The organism is Psychrobacter celer, from assembly GCF_016107555.1.
Classification (GTDB): Bacteria; Pseudomonadota; Gammaproteobacteria; order Pseudomonadales; family Moraxellaceae; genus Psychrobacter; species Psychrobacter celer.
In genome coordinates, this window is record NZ_JABASU010000011.1 from 1 (window position 1) to 19,869 (window position 19,869).

Genomic DNA, 19,869 nt, shown 5'->3' on the forward strand with positions numbered 1-19,869 from the left:
TATGTCCATTAGCGACTACCTTCTACTTTTTAGCATGAATTTTGTCCATTACACCAAAAAACTATATGAAGTTATGTCTGTAAGAGGCTCTTAATCACCTCATCTTGAGTCATTCCTATATGCTTGCAATAAAAAGCTTCAATCTCATCTAAAGCTTCACGTAATTGTCGCTGTGATACCTGTATGTAATGTAGTGTCACATCATCACTAGATTTAGCCTCACGATGATTTAGCAGTCTCTTTAGTACAGGATAGGTTACATTAAGACTATTGGCGACAGTGCCAAATGTACGACGTAAATCGTGAGGCGTAATGTGCAAGCCAGCTTTGTCTGATATTGAATGATAACTACCGCTCAAATCTTTAACGTGGTCGCTATTTCTTTTCAAATCACTCGGAAATACCCAACGCTCTCCATTGCTCAATCTATAGCGTTCACTAAGTATGGCTTGAAGTATTTTTCCAGTAGGCATATGGTAATCAGAACCATTTTTAGTAGCTTTAAAAACGATACGAGCAGCGTCAAGGTCTACATCTTCCCATCTTAGTGTCTGCGCTTCATTTAAGCGAACTCCAGCAAACATAAAAAGCAGTAAAAGATCACGAGCATTATTGCTATAAGATGCTTGTTTGAAAGAACTACCGTCACGGTGTTCAATCAAAGTTTTAAAATATACTCCTAAATACTCTTCTTCAACATGACGAGTACGAGGTTTAATTTTGTTCCAATCATTCTTGGCATTCAGTATTCGAATGGGTTGATCCTTTATTATGTACTCCTCATCGTCATCTAAAAAACTATCTTGACAGTAGTTCCATATAGAGCGGAGAGCTCGCATAGTGGCATTCGCTTGAGCTGGACTAGATTTGCTGATTTCCTTATGTTTTTCACTTATCATAGTTTTAGTTATATCGTTTAACGATATATCAAGCCAGTCATCGAGTCGACCAAGTATTTGCTGATCATAAGTTTCAATAGTACGGCTAGCAAGATTTGGCTTCATCGATTTAAAGTAGGTATATGCTTCATTGAGTGTTGGTATATTACAATCTTGAATGTCTTTTAACTTTGGAGTAGCGTGATAACCATCGTAAACATCAAGCCCCTTTTTTATGTTGACCATCATCGTGCTAGCTTTTTCACGAGCTTCAGTCAAAGTGATTAGATGTGTTTCTTCAACTTCGTCACGATAGAGCTTACCATTGATGCGTTTATGAAGCGTGTATCTCTTAGATTGCTTACCTACACGAAGTGCAAAACCCGTTAATACTTCATCCATATAGATGTCTGTACCACTTGAAGCATATGCAACTGAATCGATAAACTTCTTACTAAGCTTAACTTTCATAATTCATCCGTCACGCCGCAGTTATTATATTAATAGCACTATAATACGTGAACATACAGATGTATTAAAGTATCAAGATAGTATCAAAATTTTATTTGACGCTAGTATTACTCGACCAATTTATAAATAATTCACGCAATAAAAAACCCTCACAATCCATAGACTGTAAGGGTTTCGTATAGTGGTACCAGTGGTCGGACTCGAACCGACACGCTTTTAAAGGCAACGGATTTTGAATCCGTCATGTCTACCAATTCCATCACACTGGCATGTAAGCAGATAACGTTTATAAAAATAACAGTTATCGAATTGGGCTACGGCGTTTGCCGTATAGGCTGCGTATTATAGCAGCCTATTTTTTGTCGTCAAGAATTATTTTAAATAATTTGCAGTTATTTGACGATATAGCAAAAAATGCAGACCTAACCGACAAAGGCTCGTTCAACGGCATAGTCGGCTTGTACGCCCATACGTGGGGAGACAGTGAGGCCAAAGCCGTCTAGTATCTCTGATACTTCCGCGTTAAATGGCATGCTACCGCATAGCATGACACGATCATCGTCTTTGTTCATCGGTGGCAAGCCGATATCGTCAAACAGCTTACCTGATCTCATCAAATCGGTGACTCGGCCTTGGTTTCTAAATTCTTCACGGGTCACGGTGGGGTAGTAAATGAACTTCTCACGGTACCATTCGCCAAAGATTTCATCGTTAGGCAACTGGTTTTCAAACATATCGCGATAGGCTAAGTCTTCGACATGACGCACGCCATGTACCAAAATGATTTTGTCAAAACGCTCATAAACCTCAGGGTCACGTGACAATGCCAAGAAGGGCGCAAGTCCAGTACCAGTCGATAGCATGTAAAGGTGCTTACCTGGTAACAGGTCATCCAACACTAACGTGCCTGTGGGTTTTTTACTGACCAATAACTCATCGCCAACTTTGATGTGTTGCAAGCGTGAAGTCAGTGGGCCGTCTTGTACTTTGATCGAAAAGAACTCTAAATGCTCTTCGTAGTTGGGACTGGCAATAGAGTAAGCGCGCAGCAGCGGTCTGCCATCGACCACGATTCCAATCATCGCAAACTCGCCATTACGGAAGCGTAAGCCATCGTCACGAGTGGTTTTGATGCTAAATAGAGAGTCATTCCAATGATGAACCTCTGTAACCGTTTCGGTGCGAAGTTTTGACATAAAGTCCTCGTTAATAAGTGATTATCGGTATCGTATGGTTTAAATAGGTATAAGATAAAATTTTTCAATGACCGTTTCGGTGCTAATAAAGTACTGGTTTTTATAGGCGATATGAAGCGCTAACTTAGCCTTTTATATACTTTAACTTATATATTTTATCATTTTATATAATGTTGTAAATGACAGCGAATGCCTGTGGCGTCAAGCCGTGAAAATCAGTTCTTTCAGCCAAATCTGCCCGCTAAGATAAGGCAAAATACGACAAGGTATCATTATTTTTATCAAAAGCAGTTTCGTCAGTGCGCTTAGCCTATCAAGTCGCCTCTATTGATCTGCCCATATCAAATTGCTTTTATCAAGCCGTTTCTATAAAACTGTTTGTATAAAAATAGGGGCGGTCATCAAATTCTCGCTCATAATACCAAACTTTAAAATAAAAATCCGTCTGGCAGCGACTATGTGGCATGATAAAATAGAATATCGTTAGTAAATAATTTTGTATCACGCAATAAGCGTGTTTTTGGAGAATTTATGCCTGTATCAGGTGACGATATGCTCGCCGATTGTCATCGGGCGCCTATTATTGGCTATCATCGTGCGCCGCTCTCGCAAAAGTTTGGGGCGCCAAGACAACCAAACTTGGTGGCGCTGATGAGTGTAGTTGAGATGATTGCGCCTTATGATACGCCCGCCGCTTTTGTTGGTTTAGAGGCGTTTAGTCATATCTGGCTGAGCTGGCAGTTTCATCATAATGATACGGCCAAAGCTGGCAGAGTGAGTGCAGCCGCACCTGCCGGCGAAGAGGATGCGACAGCGGCGCGCACGACAGCAAAGGGGCATTTTCGTCCGCAAGTGCGGCCACCAAGATTGGGCGGCAATCAAAAAATAGGCGTGTTTGCCAGTCGTAGTATGTATCGCCCATCAGCGCTGGGTTTGTCTGTGGTCAAGCTTGAGCGCGTCGAGGTAGTACAAGGTCGCGCGTTTCTTATCATCAGTGGCGCTGATATGATAGATGGTACGCCCATCATCGATATCAAGCCCTATGTGGCGTATAGCGATGCACTGCTCGATGCTCGTAGTGGCTTTGCTCCTACGGCACCTGAGCTGCTAGAGGTCACAGTCACTGACACCGCTTATCAGCAGTTTTTGCAGCTAATGTCTGATGCGTTTACTAGAGAAACTGCGCAAGGTGCTGGCAGGCAAGTGTTAATCGATCAGGCGCGCTGGCAACTTGTCGATACGGATATGGCCATCATTCAAGCACTCATCGCTCAAGATCCGCGACCTGCCTATCGCCGCAAGGAAGTGCACAAAACCTTTACGATGCGCTATAAGTCTGTCGATATAGCGTTTTGGCAGCTTGCCTCAGGGGCGCTACAGATCACAGCGATTACCAGCATAGCATAATGTTATATAGTATCACGCGAAAGAGCTTATATAATGCTGCAGCTGAGCTTGGCCAATCTAGACGATGGCCTCACATGTACTGACCAAAAAAGAAGAAAAATATGTCTGAGCAGAAGTATTCGATAGTCATAGATTTACGGTGGTGTCTAGATGAGTTACTGGCGGATAGAGTCATTGATCAACGCAGCTATAATTTGGTCATCACCAGCCGCCGAGCCAAGGAGCAGCACCCACTACTGACCATTAGCGAGTTTGGTTTGCCCAATGCTCATGCGCTAGACAGCACCTCTGAAGCCAAACTAACGCTGTCATGGCTCAACAAATGGCTGGCAGCCAAAGCGGGTATGGCGATGGTGCGTATTGATCCACTAAAGGTTGATGTGCCAGCAGTCACGCAGCTGATGTCTTTTGAATATGCTCGCTCGCAGCATATTTTGCCGATTGGGGTCACATTAGATGAGGTCGTCATTGGTACAGACCAGCCGTTTTTTACCGATTGGCACGCCAATATCGAAAAGCTGATCAAATCCAAAACCTATCGCACCGTCTATATCAGTCCCGATCAGCTCAAGCGTTATCGTCAAGAGTTTTATCAAGTGACACAAGCGATTGCGGGTGCCAACTCTTTACATAAACGTGCTGCCGCTGATGTGACCAATGTTGAGGCGTTATTGCAGCTTGGGGACAACACCAACCCCGATGCCAATGATCAACATATTGTCAAAGTCGTCGACTGGCTGCTGCAGTATGCCTTTGAGCAGCGTGCCAGTGATATTCATTTAGAGCCGCGGCGTGAGATGGGGAGGGTGCGCTTTCGTATCGATGGGGTGCTGCATACAGTATATGAGATGCCGCTGGCCATCATCGTCGCAGTGACTGCGCGTATCAAAATCTTGGGGCGGCTAAATGTCGCCGAAAAGCGCAAGCCGCAAGATGGCCGTCTAAAGACTCGTACGCCAAAGGGGCTAGAAACCGAGCTGCGACTCTCTACCATGCCGACCGCTTTTGGCGAAAAGCTGGTGATGCGCGTCTTTGACCCTGAAGTGCTGGTACGTTCGTTTGCTCAGCTTGGTTTGTCGGGTAAGCAGCTCGAGACATGGCATGAGCTGACCGCCCATCCAAACGGTATTATTTTGGTCACCGGTCCGACAGGATCTGGTAAGACCACCACCCTATATAGCACGCTCAAACAGTTGGCGACCGAGCAGGTCAACGTGTGTACCATCGAAGACCCTATCGAGATGATTGAGCCGAGCTTTAATCAGATGCAGGTCAATGCGGGAGTGGATTTGCATTTCGCTGATGGTATCCGCTCGTTGATGCGTCAGGATCCAGATATCATCATGGTTGGGGAGATTCGCGATACTGAGACGGCCAATATGGCGGTACAAGCGTCGCTGACTGGGCACTTGGTACTCTCAACACTGCATACCAATGATGCACCAAGCTCACTGACACGTCTGCATGATTTGGGGGTGCAGCCGTTTTTGACCTCAGCGACCATACTCGGAGTCATGGCACAGCGTTTATTGCGTACCTTATGTCCACACTGCAAGCAAGCGTTAGAGGTGCGCCCCGAGAGTGAGATTGCCGTTCAATGGCAGGAGCTGGTGCAGCCTTGGCGCGCGCCCTTGCCTGCGCAAATCTACCGCGCAACAGGCTGTGAGCATTGCCGCCAAACGGGTTATCAAGGCCGTGTGGGCCTGTATGAAATCATGCCGCTATCCAATGAGTTAAAAAAGTTGGTCGCAACCGATGCCAATGTAGAGGCACTAAAAAAACAAGCCTACCGCGAAGGGGTGCAGCCGCTGCGATTATCGGGTGCCAAGAGTATCAGTGAAGGGGTGACGACCATAGAAGAGGTGATGCGCGTGGTACCGCTGCATTAAGCGTATGCGGCAAATAGACCGCTGTCCTTCATGTTTGCATACTGCCTTAGCGTTCCCAGCGTACATTTTGGCGCATGATTTTCGCGGGCGTGCCTGCGACCATGCAGTTTGGGGTGGTAATGGGTTTGTTGACAAAAGACCCTGCGGCAATGATACAGCCGCTAGCGATGGTAACATTTTTGGAGATAGTGACGTTGGCTGCGATCCAGATATGATCTTCCAATACCACATCAGCGCGGGCCTGGTTTAGGCGCTCGTTGGACTCGGTATCGTAGACTTTGTGGACATCGGTTGCACGGATTTCTATCCCGCGCGATATCATGCATGCTTTGCCGATGCGCACGCTTTTGTCACGTGCCAACACATAGCAGTCAATCGCCGTGGTCCGATCGCCGATATCAATGTGCAAACGATCGCCCACAATCAGCAGATGGCCTGAAAATTTGACGTGCTTACCGATGGTAATATGATTATGACTGCCATTGATATCGATATTGAGCTTGTTAAACTTCCCGTGCTTGCCGATACTGATTTGATTGTCATGACCTTTACGTATGGTAATGGTTGAGCCGCCGATGATACGCGCATCATGGGCGATATCGATATGATTGTCCTGTCCGTTATCTGTCAATAAAAATCGCTGTTTGTAGAGTTGTTTGGGTAGCAGAGTTTTGAGGATAGGGGGCAGGGTCACTGTCTTTTTTGGCGTCATAATAGCAGGGCTTATGTGGATGAATGTTAGGCGTGATAGGCCGCTGGTCGCAGCGCTCTATGGGTCTTTATGGATTATGCCTTGAAAACAGTGCAAGTCAGAGCAATAAATAGCACAAAGACGAGGCATTTTATACTGTTAAGGTCATTTTTTAACTGTCATTTCTCAAGTGTCATGTCTTATTTTAAAATTTACCACTTATGTATTTAATTAACGAGAGTGTTTATGTTTACTGATACGCATTGCCATCTAAACCGTCTGGATTTAACCAAATATGATGGTCAACTGTCCGGCGCAATTGACGCGATGAAAGCGGCCAATGTCACGCGCGCGATGGCGATTATGTGTGATTTTGCTGAATATGATGACATCGCTCATATTGTCAGCACTCATAGCGATGAGGTGTTAGAGCTGGGCATGAGTGTCGGCATTCATCCTTGTGAAGATATCACAGTGCTGCAATCCGCGACAACCGAGCGGCTGATACAAACCGCTGATGCTGAGCATGTCTGGGCCATCGGGGAGACGGGACTGGATTACTACTGGTCAACAGAAAATAAAAAAGAGCAGCAAGCAAGTCTTGCTCGTCATATCTATGCCAGCCAGCAGCTCAAAAAACCTTTGGTGGTGCACATGCGCGATGCCAAAGAAGATACCCTTGATATCCTAAAAGCAGAAGGCGCCGAGCATGGCATCATTCATTGTTTTACTGAAGATTGGGAGACGGCCAAACGAGCGCTGGATCTAGGGTTTTATATCTCGTTTTCAGGCATCGTCAGTTTTAAGAGCGCGCAGATGATTCAAGATGCGGCGCGCAAGATGCCCAAAGATAGAATTCTCATCGAAACCGACAGCCCTTATCTGGCTCCTGTCCCCAAGCGCGGCAAACCCAATGAGCCTGCCTATGTGCCGTATGTCGCCCGTTATCTGGCTCAGATGTATGAGTGTGACAGTGAGGAGGTTGGAGCACTGACAGCAAAAAACTTTGAAAATTTGCTGGCACAGTACTGCTAAAATGGTTATGCTATGACCACTCAGTCATTTATCGGGTAATGTGAGGGCTTTGTCTCTTTTTTATTTCTAATATCGAGCGTAATCAGGCAGTTACCCATGACTATTTAGCAAACACGAGCATATTCCCTTTGGCAGTTCTCGAGCAGTCTTCATATAGTTGCATCCGCTTGTTGCCGATACATCCGTATAAACGATGGTTATATGCTTAATCTTGTCAAGTTTTAGGAGAGATTATGAGTCGTCAGCATCAGTTCAAAGCACGAGAAGAGAATATCTTAGCGATGGCAGAGCAACTGTTACTTGAGTCCGGCGATGGTGATATCACTTTGGACAGTTTGGCAGATCAGCTGGATTTGGCCAAAGGCACGTTATATAAGCATTTCTCCAGTAAAGATGAGCTGTATCTGCGTATTATTATTCGTTATGAAGAGCAGTTGTTTGAGATCAACCGTATTGATGACTGCCCATCAGCGGGGGTGGCTCGTATGATTTTGCAGCAACTGTTTAATCCCCAAAAAGCCATGTTGCTCAACCAGATAGAAGAGCGTCTGGCGGCCTCGGTGACAGGTCTTAACCGGTTGTTTGGCGAGCTGTATGACATTCGCCGTCAGCGTATGAAGCGTTTGATCGACATCATTAGCGCGTATCTAAAAGACGAGCACAGTAGTTTGAGCACTCGTGATTATTTGTCGTCGATTTGGGCGATGGGTCAAGGCGGGGCGGGGTTATTAAACTCAAGTTTTTATCAGCGTTATTTGGGTCGCCGCGACACCTTGCGTTATGCTTTTGTGCAGCAAATGTTGGAGTTGCCAAGTCACTATCCGGCTGCTGATGATGACGTGATGGATGAGGATATGCAAGAGTTGGTAGAGCAAATCGATACAGAATCAGAAGAGCACCGTAACACCAATTATTAGCGCGTTTCTCGTGTTAAAGATGATGACTTACATGAGTTAAGAGCACATATCCCAACAGATAAAAACAGTGCCCAATGTAGGCAGTCACATCGCTCTGTGCTGTGGCCTTTTGGCAGGCAGCACAGAGAATTTTTGTACTTACCTTAATACAATCATGAGCTTATAGGTGCAATATGCCGGTCACTGTCAAGACTCAGACTCGCTCAGCGACCAGCTCTCTAAGGTTGATTCAATCAGAATTTAGTCAGTATAGGCTGTATGATAAGACGGTTATGCCTGATATTGATGACCCTACACTTCCTTTCATAAAAAACGCCCGTACGTCTTGTGTTCATACTTCTGCTTCGGCACACTCGCACTTCATGTCTTCTAAATCTCAAACAGGCTTTACACTGGTCGAAATCGTGGTAGTGGTGGTCATCTTGTCGATATTCGCTGGCATGATGAGCCTATCTGTGGGCAGTAGTGAAGCGCGTAAAAACCGCGCGTTTTATGAGCATCTGACCGACTCACTCAGCTATGTAAGGTTATTGTCCGCTGAGCGTATGCAGCCGATGGGTCTTAGTCTGCAGGCCGATAAGCGCGGTCAGGTGACGCCTGTGATTGTGACCTTGTCCAATCCCTATGCCGCGTATCAGGCAGCGAGCGTTTCAGCAGATAGCAATGATAGTACGCCCAAAAATGCCATGGAGCTGTCGGCAGAATTGTCTACCATGAGCGGTGGTTCTGATGAAGCCTTGCCAACGCCAAGCTGGGAGCCTGAGACGGAGGTGACGCTGCCCGAGCTGCCATCTGGTGTTCATATCAGGGTGCAGAGCTTGGCGGCTGTAGAGGTATCAAGCGCTCAGCAAGCTCAGATATTGCAGCCTTGGTTTGTCGATCAGATGGTGCCGCAGGTGGTTTGGTTTGGTACAGGGCAGGCCACGCCGGTGACCATCGAGGTGCTGCATGAGGCGCGGCTGGTAGGTGATGTGATCACGATTATGCCCGACGGTAGTATGATGATTGGACAAGGACAGTAAGTGATGAGCCAACACACCAACGCTTATGATAAAGCTGCCTCATCACTTTTAGAGCAGAGCCAGCGCGGCTTTACGTTGATAGAGGTGATGGTAGCGCTAGCAATTTTGGCTGTGGTTGCTGTTGCAGCCAGCCGCGCCAGTAGTGCTTATTTAAGCTCAGTCGACATACTGCGTACCCGTACACTGGCGCATTTTGTGGCACAAAACGCGGCGGCGGATTTACGTATTCAAGAGACGTGGCTGACGGCCAATCGCACCCAAACGATCAATGCCCAAGGCCGAGATTGGCAGGTGGTAATGACGGTCAATGAGGCGATCACGCCTGCGCTAAAAGAAGTAAATATCTCAGTTGCGCCAATAGTAGATGGCCAAGCACGTACGGCTGTGACCGATATCAGTGTGATGCTAAGCAATAGTGAGCAAGACATCGGCAGCCTAGATTTAGCAGGTTTGGCCGCATCTGGCGGTGCGCCATGAGGCAGCAGCGGGGCTTTACTTTACTAGAGCTACTGCTAGCAATGGCGATATTTGCCATGCTCGCAGTCGCAGGGTGGCAAGTGTTTGACAGTGTCAGCAAGTCGCGTGAGCGTGCCCAGCGTCATGCAGATGATTTGGCAGTATTACAATACGCGTATTTGCAGTTGCAACAAGATATGGGGCAAGTCATTGCTTACCAGGCGAATGAAGCGTCAACGACTGATGACTTAACCAATAACAGCAGCACAGATCCGCAAGCAACACTTCCGCCGCCTCAGCCGTTTATGAGCGTGGATGGCGAGTCTGTCAGTTTTGTACGATTTGCCGATCCTGATCCACGCTATCAGAGTAGCGCTAGTGTGCAGCGGATTGCCTATGTGTTTGCTAACGATCAGCTAATTCGCCGTCAATATCATAGTATCCATAGTATGAATGGCGAGAGCACAAGCTTAGATAGTGTGCTATTAAAAGGCGTGAGTGCAGGACGCTGGCAGGCATTAATGCCAGAGCCAAGCGATCAGTTCCCTAATACAGAGGGTGGGCGCTTGGACACATCGGCAAATCAAACGAGCCGCGTAGCCAATACTCAGGCCAAAATCACTCTTTTGCCAAAAGGTGTGGCGGTGAGCTTTACTTATCAAGACATGCCAATCACGTGGCAATGGGCGCTCGCTCCTAAGTCGCTAGCTGTTGATAGCTTTAAAACAGCAAATACAGTTAATGATGGTAACAGCAACAACAACAGCAACAATAGTAACAATGATGATAATGGCGGTGCCCAAACCGATGATGCAGGGGGCAGTGTCTAAATGCATCCTTTATTCGATACTAGAGGGCAGTTATGTCGATGACAGCGAACTCACAGCGCGGGGTTGCCTTATTGACGATATTGCTACTGGTGGTCAGCATCACCGTCGTGGCCGGTGCCATGCTGGCCAGTCAAAAGATTGCCATTAGACGCAGTGGATTATTGTTTGAGCAAAACCAGCTTTTACAAGACATCCATGCGGGTCAACAGCTGGCCGTGACGCTGATTCGCGCTGATGATACGCTAAATGAGACGGATAGTGAGCAAGATATTTGGGCGCAGCCGATCCCGCCGTATACCTTGGATGGGCGCAGTATTAGCGTCGAGGTGCGTGATGAAGCCAGTCGATTTAATATCAATAACTTATATCATGACGGCGCAGTGGATGGCACCGCATTGGCGGTATTTCAGAGGTTGCTGGTACAGTTAAATTTGGCACCAGAGATTGCTATAGCTGTGCTTGACTACCAAGATAGTGACAGCACGGTTTATCAAGATGGCGGTGATGAAGGTGTGGTCTATGAACAGCAATCGAGGGGCGCGGCCAGCACATTGCCCAATCAGCCATTTGTCAGTGTAGAGCAGCTACAAGATATCGAAAAGGTCAGCGCTGAGGATTTAGCAGCACTACGTCCTTATATCACTGCAGTGCCTTATTATTTGCCTATCAATATCAATACTGCCAGTCCAGTTTTGCTCGCTGCCCTGACAGAGACGGCTGATCGTCAGCAGATGCAGGCGCTGGTCGATATGCGCGGCCAGCAAGCATTAGCGGCGATTGATGCGCTGTGGCAACTACCAGCGCTTGGTACGGTGAGCGCTGACGAGCGCCAAGCGTTGACTCCGTTGCTTGCTACCGAAAGCCAAGCATTTGTGGCGCTGATCACGGCCGCTGATACTGGTGCCGCAAAACAACGCTTTGCCACCATACTGATCAGCAAAACGCCTGCCAATGCCGCAAATAGTAGCGGCGGCAATAACGAGAGTGTTGCGAGTGAGACCGATAAAATAGCTAAGCATATTCAGGTGGTGGCACAGCGCTTGTGGGCCTTTAGACCCAGCTTTTAAGCTGTAGAGCCGCTAATCTTTTAAACGAGTCTCTTCGCTTGATTTCCAGTTGTACGCACCATAAAACAGCATCTGTGCTTGCCGAGTACAGTTATGGAGCATCAGTTGTTTGTTTTTTTCGACTTCGTTTAGATCGATCTCGTCATCATGATCTTCGGTGTAAGTCAGCTCCAACCAATCGATGATCCAAGAAAAAAACATATTGATGCCAGCTTCAGCCAGTAGCCGTCGATCATAAGCATTGATGTGAGTAAAGGCTGGCTGCAACGCTAAGTCATCTGCTAAGTTTTGCGTGTGGTTTTTGACCAGATCGCTGATGGCTTTGCGCACCGCATCAGAGCCGCCATAGCGCTCACTGACCAAAAACTGCCAATAGTACGGCTGATCGCTGACCATATACAAAAACAGCTGGATACTTTTGGCGATTTGCCGATCAAAACTGCGCTTACGGCCAATCTGCAGGCTATCACTCAGTATAGCGAGTGTACTGCCTAGCTCCTCAATCACTAAGGCTCGACCAAGCGATTCCATATCGTCAAAATGCCGATAAAATGCCGTCGGCACCACGCCCACCTCGCGGGTGACCTGCCGAAGGCTAATAGAGCTAAAGGCTTGCCCAGTCATACATAAATCGAGCACCGCATTAAAAAAAGCGTGCCGAGTTTGAAGTTTTTTTTGTTCGCGACTACTCATAGTATTTCAAAAGTTATCCAGTAAAGGGTTATCATACGCATTTTAGCGCACAAATACGACCAAAATACGCAACGACTGTTAACTCAATAGTCGCCATATCGCACCCACTCATTTTGTTTATCGCGGTTTTCAAATGGATGCGTCTTATACTACCGTCCCCCAATGCCCCTGTAACTCTTGCGCCAGTCGATAGGCCTCATGATCATTCATACCCGTAATAAAGTCTAGAATGCTTAAAATATTATGGTAGACATTGTCTGATAACGTACGGCGCTGCTCATCTAAGTGCGGCTGTAGCAGCTTTAGCAAACGCTCCTGCTCAAAAGACATAGGCTGCGCAGCGCTTATGATCGTACTCCCCGTCCACGCCAGCGGCATAAAGGCATCTAAAAGACGATGCAGGCATTGATTGGCCATAAGCTCCATACGTACTTTACTTGGATGGTTAAATATCTGCTCACGCGCCAGCTGTTTGGCTTGATGGATGCCGCTTTGTACGCTGGTATCACAGTGGGCAAATAGGCTACCGCTAAGGGTTCCGGCCAGTAACGCGTCATCATTGGCAACAAAAGCATCCGTTACGGTATTGACCAAACGCATCATCGCCCGCGCGCGCAGTGATGCCAGACTTTGCCTGACAGACATATGAGCAGGTAACTCGATGGTACAAGGTCGCTCACCGATCAGCTCATAAAATATCGCCGCCACATCTTGATAGGTCAGCATATTTAGATTGATGCCGTCTTCTAAATCAATCAATGCGTAACAAATATCATCCGCCGCCTCTAATAGATACGCCAGTGGATGACGGGCAAAACCGTCATGCTGCTTGGAGCGCGGCAGGTTTAAACACGATGCTAAGGTTTCTAGCTGCGCCGCTTCACTATAAAAGCAGCCAAATTTTTGTACTTTTTTGGCTTGCGATGGACGGGATTGTAAGGTGGCAGCAGGGCGCTGCGGATAGGTAAGTTGTGAGCTGTCATTGCTGTGGGTGGCCAGCCAAGGATATTTCATAAAAGCGCCTAAGGTTGCGCAAGTCAAACGCATGCCGCCTTTATCAGGATGATGCTCGTTACGTGCGAGCAAACGAAACCCTTGCGCGTTACCTTCGTAGGCCAATAAATCCAACTGCTCAGAGGAGGATAAATGCTGCAAAACCGCTTGCCGCTCAGGATGGGAAAACCAGTCGCGAATGGCGTACTCACCTGCGTGCCCAAATGGCGGGTTGCCGATATCGTGGGCCAAACATGCCGCTTGCACGATGACGCCGACATCAGCAGGCGAGACCCCAGCGGGCAGACCGTGGGACAGCTTATCATGGAGCTTTTCTGCTGCCATCATACCCAAAGAGCGCCCGATACAAGAGACTTCAAGAGAGTGAGTCAGACGGGTATGAATACCCAGCTGATTGGTCAAGGGATGTACTTGAGTCTTTTGATTGAGCTGACGAAAAGAGTGCGAAAATACCAGCCTGTCATAGTCTTTATGAAACTGAGAGCGAGTGCTGGTATTGGCATTGTGTTTTTTATGAGCGCCGAGGCGCTGAGCGTTTAGAAGATGAGACCATTGGGTGGTGGCAGACGACAAAGACATAGAGGTGCCTAGCATATAAAAATATCCGAAACCAAGGGAGCCTCTAGCATAGCAAAATAGCATCCTTGGTACAGCTGCTACTTAGTACCGCTTTCGTACCACCGCTCAGCGTGATGATCATTAGGCTGTATGGCAGTTAAAAAGTATCTGCTCATCGCTGATGGCGACCTCATCATCTAAGGTTTTGCTCAGTAGTATCGCCTCATCACCACTGACTTGCCAGATGATGCCGTGGCGATCATCAAGACCGATATCGCTCATATAGGTTTGTTGGTCATTGCTCTCAGCGCTGGCGGCCAAGTCGTATTCGATACCATCGATGAGTAAATGCGCTGTCTGCGGTGTACTGTCGCTATGATAAGAAACGCCAATAGTAGCAGTAGGCTCACAAGAGAAAGTAGTGCTGTTGCTGGTATGAGCTGCATGATCGTGACCTGCGTGCGCATGTTCCTCATGACTATGACCTTCATGACTGTGATCTTCATGATTATTAGGCCCTTCATGACCATGTTCCATATCACTATGCTCTTCGTGGCCGTGCTTTTCATGCTCTTTATTGTCACGAATTTCATGACCTTGTTCATGATCGGCGTGATTCTCTACTGGTGCTTCTTTAGATACCGCTGTATCGGTATCGTTGTTTGGCTGACAGCCCAATAAAGAGCCTGCTATCACACTTCCTAGTATAGTAATACCTGCAAGTCTAGCACAATAATTATTCACAGCATGAGCCCTCAAATAAGCGAAATAAAGATATGTTATAATATAACAATATAGCGATAAAATAAAGCCGATGATGGAGAATATCCAACATCGGCCAATTAATTTTAAACAAGCTATAGTCAATACACTTTAAAAATGTCATAGCGCTACTGGGATGCTATTTTTAAACGTAGGTTGCGCAGCCTCTGGGAACGCAGCACGCAAGTAAAATTTATACCAGTAGCGCGTTCAAATCCATAACAGTTTTACATTCAGCTAATTATGTACTATTGAAAGTTACACGTTAAATCTAAAGTGCATCACATCGCCGTCTTGGACGATATAAGTCTTGCCTTCTAGGCGAGATTTACCAGCGGCTGCAGCGCCTTTTTCGCCGTTATACTCGATAAAGTCGTCATAAGCGATGACCTCAGCACGAATAAAGCCGCGCTCAAAATCGGTATGAATAACGCCAGCTGCTTGCGGTGCCGTAGCGCCGACAGCGACCGTCCATGCGCGCACTTCTTTGACCCCAGCAGTAAAGTAGGTCTGCATATCAAGTAAGTCGTAACCTGCACGAATCACTTGATCAAGACCGGCTTCTTCCATGCCCATGTCTTCTAAAAAGTCTTTTTTGTCGTCTTCGTCGAGCTGCGCAATTTCAGATTCGATTTGGTTGCACAAAGCGATAACGATAGAGTCTTCGCCTGTGGCATAGTTGCGCACCGCATCAAGATAAGGGTTGTTTTCAAAACCATCCTCGCTTACGTTGGCGATATACATGGTCGGTTTCAAAGTGATCAAACCATAGCTGCGGATCAGTTTTTGCTCATCTTTATCCAGACCTGCTGCGCGTGCCGCTTTGCCTTCAGCCAATAAAGGTTCGATTTTCTTAAACACCTCAAGCATGGCCTGCGCGTCTTTATCACCGCCTTTGGCTTTTTTGCTTTGGTTTTGAATAGCACGCTCGACTGCTTCTAAGTCTGCGAGCGCCAGCTCTGTATTGATGGTTTCGATGTCATCAATAGGGCTGACGCGGCCGTCGACGTGGACGACGTTGTCATCGTCGAAACAGCGTACCACATGTGCAATCGCGTCGGTCTCACGGATATTGGCCAAAAACTGGTTGCCCATGCCTTCGCCTTTTGAGGCTCCTGCGACCAAACCTGCGATATCGACAAACTCCATGGTCGTGGGTAGCACGCGCTCAGGATTGACGATATCGGCCAGTTTTTTGAGACGAGGATCTGGCACAGGGACGATGCCAGTATTGGGGTCTTTGGTACAAAACGGAAAGTTTTCAGCAGCGATGCCCGCTTTGGTCAACGCATTAAATAAGGTGGATTTGCCCACGTTTGGTAGGCCGACGATGCCGCAATTAAAACCCATAATGCTCTCTCGATAGTATTATAAAATAAGGTCGGCCGATGCTCGATGAAAGCGCCAGCCAAAATTGGACATATTGTAGCAAATTTTCCGAGGGTAAGGGTGAGGTTGTTGCGGTGTATTTGGACTCAAACATCTGTCGCAAAACTGGTCTTAGTACTGACATCAAAATACACATATGACGATACCCTCGTTATGGGCGCTCTTATGAGCTATCGCCCCGTGTGATTTTCGCGTAGGTGCGCCGCAATATCAGGAGAGTGGGGCGCTTGCGGGCTTTATTTTTAATAAAATGGCTTGTTATTCCTGAAAAAAATACCTTTATTAAAAACGTATAACCAAAAGTATTTTTCGGCGAAAAAATCCGTTAAATATGGGTTTATTAATTATCAGGTTCGCGTTATTATCACCCCCTAATATGCAAGACTCTACTACCTGTTAGGAAAGGATATTCTATGCGCTATGAGGTTGTTGTTATTGGTGCTGGCATGGTTGGCACCTCAATTGCGTGGCATCTACAAAAAAATAATTCGCAAGTACTGTTACTAGATAAAAAACTCCCAGGGTCAGAGACCTCTTATGGAAATGCTGGCTTGATCCAGCGTGAAGCCATCCACACTCATCCTTTCCCGCGTCAGCTGACAGAGATGATTCGCGTACTGCCCAACCAAGGTACCGATATCCGTTATCGGATACCGGCTCTCTTGCGTTATCATCAAGCCTTGCTGCAATACTGGAAGTACTCGGCGCCAGCCACGGTTAAAAAAATCGAAGCTGAGTGGCAGACGCTGATTGCGCATTGTACCAGTGAGCATCAAACCATGATTTCGGCATCTGGTGCCGATGAGCTGATCACGCGTGATGGATGGTTGCAGCTGCATCGCTCTGAAGACACCTTTAAAGAGGCGATTGAATCAGCCATTGCAGCTCGTGAGCAGGGCGTCGAGCACAACGTACTGAGTCTGGCAGAGTTGAAAGCGATGGAGCCGAGTGCCAATTTTGATGGGTTTGTGGGCGCGATTCATTGGCTCAACTCGTGGCAAGTTTCAAACCCGAGCGCCTTGGTCAAAGCTTATGCCAAAAACTTCGAAGAGATGCAAGGGACGATCAAAGAAAGTGACGTAAAAGAAATCGTCAAAGAAGGTGAAGGCTGGAAAATCATCACGGATAAAGAAACCTACTATAGTGATAAGTTGGTCATCGCCGCCGGCCCTTGGTCAAACGACTTGATCAAACCACTGGGTTATAACCTGCCGTTGTTCCCAATGCGCGGCTACCATCAGCACTTTAAAGTGACGGACAAAAACACCATCCATCACAGCATGTTTGATATGGACAAAGGCTTTGTCATGGGACCGATGCAGCAAGGTATTCGCATCACCACCGGTGCTGAGATGACCACCATGAACGCGCCAAAAAACTTCGGTCAATTACAGACCGTCCTAAAATTCGCGCGCAAAATTCTACCGCTAGATGACGCTGTCGAGAGCGAAGCGTGGGCAGGCTCGCGCCCTTGTATGCCAGATATGAAGCCGGTCATTGGTCCTGCACCTAAGCATGACAAGCTCTGGTTTGCCTTTGGTCACAGCCATCAAGGCTTTACTTTGGGGCCGATGACAGGGCGCATCGTAGAAGAGATGATTCATGATAAGCCGCTATTGGTCGATATCACCCCATTTAGCGCTCAGCGTTTCTCTAGCTAGGCGTTAGAGCTGCTTACCGGACAAACGCAACTTAACTTTCATTAGATATTAAGGATAAAATACGATGAAAAAGCTACACAGCAATCAGCGTATGAGTAAAATCGTGGTACACAACCAGACCGTTTATCTGTGCGGTCAGGTGGGTAACGCAGAAGACGACATCAAAGCCCAAACCCTCACTTGCCTAGAAAAAATCCAAGCATTGCTCGAAGAGGTTGGTAGCGATAAATCAAAGCTACTCTCAGTGACCGTTTGGATTAAAGACATGGCAGACTTTGCCGCGATGAATGAAGTCTGGGATAAGTGGTTTGAAGGCATACAGCCACCAGCGCGTGCTTGCGGCGAGTCTGCACTGGCGCGTCCTGAGCTACTCGTCGAGATGATTGCCACTGCCGCAGAGTAACTTAGCGTTACTACGAAGCGCAGCGCTGCTATTAGTAAGCAGTCAGAGCCAAACAAAAAGGACATGATAGCGATATCGTGTCCTTTTTCATTGGTATTGTCCTTTGGCTTCTTGCTGTTAGCTTTTTTGTCATTACTCTACTGCGGTTTATAAATGCTAAATTAAGCCCCATATCATAAAAACCATATACAACAAAAAAGAGTCTTATGATTTTTATCAGCCATACCATGCGTCTGAGCGATAGCGACGTAGAGATGCATGCCATTCGTGCGCAAGGGGCAGGCGGACAAAACGTCAATAAAGTCGCCTCGGCCATTCACCTACGCTTTGATATCAATGCCTCAAGCTTAAGCGAGGAGCACAAACAGCGTTTATTAAACAGTAAAGACAGCCGTGTCACCAAAGATGGTATCTTTGTATTAAAAGCGCAGCAGTACCGTACGCAGGAGCGCAATAAGATAGATGCGCTTGAGCGCCTCAAAGCCTTTATTTTGCAATCCACGAAAACGCTGCCGACACGTAAACCGACCAAACCCAGCAAAAGTGCTAAGCGTAAACGGGTCGATCAAAAGACGCAGCGCGGCAAAATAAAAGCGTTACGCGGCAAGGTGGATTTTTAATCACATGTTTAGTCATGCGTTCTGGCGCGTGAGTCTTATCGTCCCGTCCATACAGCATCGCGCTTTTCGATAAACGCATCAATGCCCTCGCGCACGTCATCTGCCATCATATTGCAGCTCATCACTTTGCCTGCATAGTCATAGGCGTCTGCCAAGTCCATCTCCAACTGCTGATAAAACATATCCTTGCCAGTTTTGAGCGCGACAGAGGATTTGGCAGTGATGCTATCGATTAAAGAGTGTAGGCTAGCCGCCAACTGATCCGCTGGCGCGACACGGTTAATGAGCCCTTGCTGCAAGGCGGTACGGGCATCGATAAATTCACCAGTGATGAGCATCTCAAACGCTTGCTTGCGAGAGAGGTTGCGACTGACAGCGACAGCCGGCGTCGAGCAAAACAGCCCGACATTGATACCAGAGGTGGCAAACTTGGCTTCATCAGCCGCCACGGCGAGATCGCAAGCGGCGACCAGCTGACAGCCTGCGGCAGTGGCGATACCCTGTACCTTGGCAATCACGACTTGCGGCATCTGGTTGATGGTCAGCATCATCTGACTGCATTGTTTAAATAAAGCGCTGTGAAATGCTTCATTCGAGTGGGCGCGCATCTCTTTTAGATTGTGACCTGCACAAAATGCCTTGCCAGCCGCCGCGATGACGACCACACGGATATTGCTGTCTTGGGCGATATTGTCCAGCTCTGTCTGCATGGCGGTGAGCATATCGCTTGATAGCGCATTGAATTGTTTGGGGCGATTGAGAGTAAGCGTGACGACGCCGTTTGCCTCTTTATGGTTTTCTCTGATAACGAACGACTCATTGGTCTCAGACGTATGGGTGTTGTACATTTATCTTCCTTGATAATGGGACATAAACCCAAATGATAGCATGGCTTATCAGTGATATAACA

Annotated in this window: 19 protein-coding genes and 1 tRNA gene; 11 read left to right on the top strand and 9 right to left on the bottom strand. The window is 47.2% G+C overall.

Translation table 11 applies throughout. The annotated features are described in order from the left end of the window. Positions 1-71 precede the first annotated feature (71 nt). The 3 genes from JFC05_RS06790 to JFC05_RS06800 all read right to left on the bottom strand — a co-directional run bounded on the left by JFC05_RS06790 (position 72) and on the right by JFC05_RS06800 (position 2,545). Positions 72-1,349: a tyrosine-type recombinase/integrase gene (locus JFC05_RS06790; RefSeq protein ID WP_198334084.1), complete on the bottom strand. Its 1,278-nt coding sequence runs from the start codon at positions 1,347-1,349 to the stop codon at positions 72-74. A gap of 182 nt (positions 1,350-1,531) precedes the next feature. Further along, positions 1,532-1,618 (bottom strand) — tRNA-Leu (locus JFC05_RS06795). 153 nt (positions 1,619-1,771) lie between these two features. Continuing rightward, complete coding sequence (locus JFC05_RS06800; RefSeq protein WP_105246286.1) at positions 1,772-2,545, bottom strand: ferredoxin--NADP reductase; 774 nt, start codon at positions 2,543-2,545, stop codon at positions 1,772-1,774. Positions 2,546-3,076: 531 nt separating this feature from the next. Between JFC05_RS06800 and JFC05_RS06805 the strand changes: the two genes are divergently transcribed. After that, positions 3,077-3,952 (top strand): tRNA (N6-threonylcarbamoyladenosine(37)-N6)-methyltransferase TrmO, encoded by an 876-nt coding sequence (locus JFC05_RS06805; RefSeq protein WP_227697449.1) that lies wholly within the window; start codon positions 3,077-3,079, stop codon positions 3,950-3,952. Between the two features lie 101 nt (positions 3,953-4,053). Next, positions 4,054-5,841, top strand: a complete 1,788-nt coding sequence (gene tfpB / locus JFC05_RS06810; protein WP_198336318.1) for a type IV pilus assembly ATPase TfpB — start codon at positions 4,054-4,056, stop codon at positions 5,839-5,841. 46 nt (positions 5,842-5,887) lie between these two features. Here the strand turns inward: tfpB and JFC05_RS06815 are convergent, their stop codons facing one another. Next, entirely contained in the window at positions 5,888-6,553 is a 666-nt protein-coding gene (locus JFC05_RS06815; protein WP_198336319.1) for an acyltransferase, read from the bottom strand. A gap of 225 nt (positions 6,554-6,778) precedes the next feature. On the opposite strand from JFC05_RS06815, the gene JFC05_RS06820 reads away from it, so the two are divergent. The 6 genes from JFC05_RS06820 to gspK all read left to right on the top strand — a co-directional run bounded on the left by JFC05_RS06820 (position 6,779) and on the right by gspK (position 11,859). Further along, a complete protein-coding gene (locus JFC05_RS06820) occupies positions 6,779-7,567 on the top strand; it encodes a TatD family hydrolase (protein WP_105246280.1) in 789 nt (262 codons plus the stop codon). Between the two features lie 233 nt (positions 7,568-7,800). Beyond that, positions 7,801-8,484 carry a TetR/AcrR family transcriptional regulator gene (locus JFC05_RS06825; RefSeq protein WP_075101590.1) on the top strand — a complete coding sequence of 228 codons (684 nt, stop codon included), beginning with the start codon at positions 7,801-7,803 and terminating at the stop codon, positions 8,482-8,484. A gap of 362 nt (positions 8,485-8,846) precedes the next feature. Next, entirely contained in the window at positions 8,847-9,506 is a 660-nt protein-coding gene (locus JFC05_RS06830; RefSeq protein WP_227697450.1) for a prepilin-type N-terminal cleavage/methylation domain-containing protein, read from the top strand. A 3-nt stretch (positions 9,507-9,509) separates the two neighbouring features. After that, positions 9,510-9,983, top strand: a complete 474-nt coding sequence (gspI, locus tag JFC05_RS06835; RefSeq protein ID WP_198336321.1) for a type II secretion system minor pseudopilin GspI — start codon at positions 9,510-9,512, stop codon at positions 9,981-9,983. Further along, on the top strand, positions 9,980-10,792 hold the full coding sequence (gspJ, locus tag JFC05_RS06840; protein ID WP_198336322.1) for a type II secretion system minor pseudopilin GspJ: 813 nt from the start codon (positions 9,980-9,982) through the stop codon (positions 10,790-10,792). The genes gspI and gspJ overlap by 4 nt, the downstream gene beginning before the upstream one ends. A gap of 38 nt (positions 10,793-10,830) precedes the next feature. Further along, the gene (gspK, locus tag JFC05_RS06845) at positions 10,831-11,859 is read left to right on the top strand and encodes a type II secretion system minor pseudopilin GspK (RefSeq protein ID WP_198336323.1); all 1,029 of its coding nucleotides are present in this window, start codon (positions 10,831-10,833) and stop codon (positions 11,857-11,859) included. 12 nt (positions 11,860-11,871) lie between these two features. Here gspK and JFC05_RS06850 read toward each other — a convergent pair whose 3' ends face one another. From JFC05_RS06850 to ychF, 4 genes are all read right to left on the bottom strand, one after another. Beyond that, positions 11,872-12,552 (bottom strand): TetR family transcriptional regulator, encoded by a 681-nt coding sequence (locus JFC05_RS06850; RefSeq protein ID WP_198336324.1) that lies wholly within the window; start codon positions 12,550-12,552, stop codon positions 11,872-11,874. A 144-nt stretch (positions 12,553-12,696) separates the two neighbouring features. Further along, entirely contained in the window at positions 12,697-14,145 is a 1,449-nt protein-coding gene (locus JFC05_RS06855) for a deoxyguanosinetriphosphate triphosphohydrolase (protein ID WP_198336325.1), read from the bottom strand. Between the two features lie 120 nt (positions 14,146-14,265). After that, complete coding sequence (locus tag JFC05_RS06860) at positions 14,266-14,868, bottom strand: hypothetical protein (RefSeq protein WP_198336326.1); 603 nt, start codon at positions 14,866-14,868, stop codon at positions 14,266-14,268. Between the two features lie 276 nt (positions 14,869-15,144). Further along, entirely contained in the window at positions 15,145-16,236 is a 1,092-nt protein-coding gene (gene ychF / locus JFC05_RS06865) for a redox-regulated ATPase YchF (RefSeq protein ID WP_105246264.1), read from the bottom strand. 452 nt (positions 16,237-16,688) lie between these two features. On the opposite strand from ychF, the gene JFC05_RS06870 reads away from it, so the two are divergent. The 3 genes from JFC05_RS06870 to arfB all read left to right on the top strand — a co-directional run bounded on the left by JFC05_RS06870 (position 16,689) and on the right by arfB (position 18,959). After that, positions 16,689-17,936 (top strand): NAD(P)/FAD-dependent oxidoreductase, encoded by a 1,248-nt coding sequence (locus JFC05_RS06870; RefSeq protein WP_198336327.1) that lies wholly within the window; start codon positions 16,689-16,691, stop codon positions 17,934-17,936. A gap of 64 nt (positions 17,937-18,000) precedes the next feature. Continuing rightward, complete coding sequence (locus JFC05_RS06875) at positions 18,001-18,339, top strand: RidA family protein (protein ID WP_075101582.1); 339 nt, start codon at positions 18,001-18,003, stop codon at positions 18,337-18,339. Positions 18,340-18,545: 206 nt separating this feature from the next. Continuing rightward, on the top strand, positions 18,546-18,959 hold the full coding sequence (gene arfB, locus JFC05_RS06880) for an alternative ribosome rescue aminoacyl-tRNA hydrolase ArfB (RefSeq protein WP_075101581.1): 414 nt from the start codon (positions 18,546-18,548) through the stop codon (positions 18,957-18,959). Between the two features lie 35 nt (positions 18,960-18,994). On the opposite strand, the gene JFC05_RS06885 is transcribed toward arfB, so the two are convergent. After that, positions 18,995-19,807, bottom strand: a complete 813-nt coding sequence (locus JFC05_RS06885) for an enoyl-CoA hydratase (RefSeq protein ID WP_198336328.1) — start codon at positions 19,805-19,807, stop codon at positions 18,995-18,997. Positions 19,808-19,869: the final 62 nt, after the last annotated feature.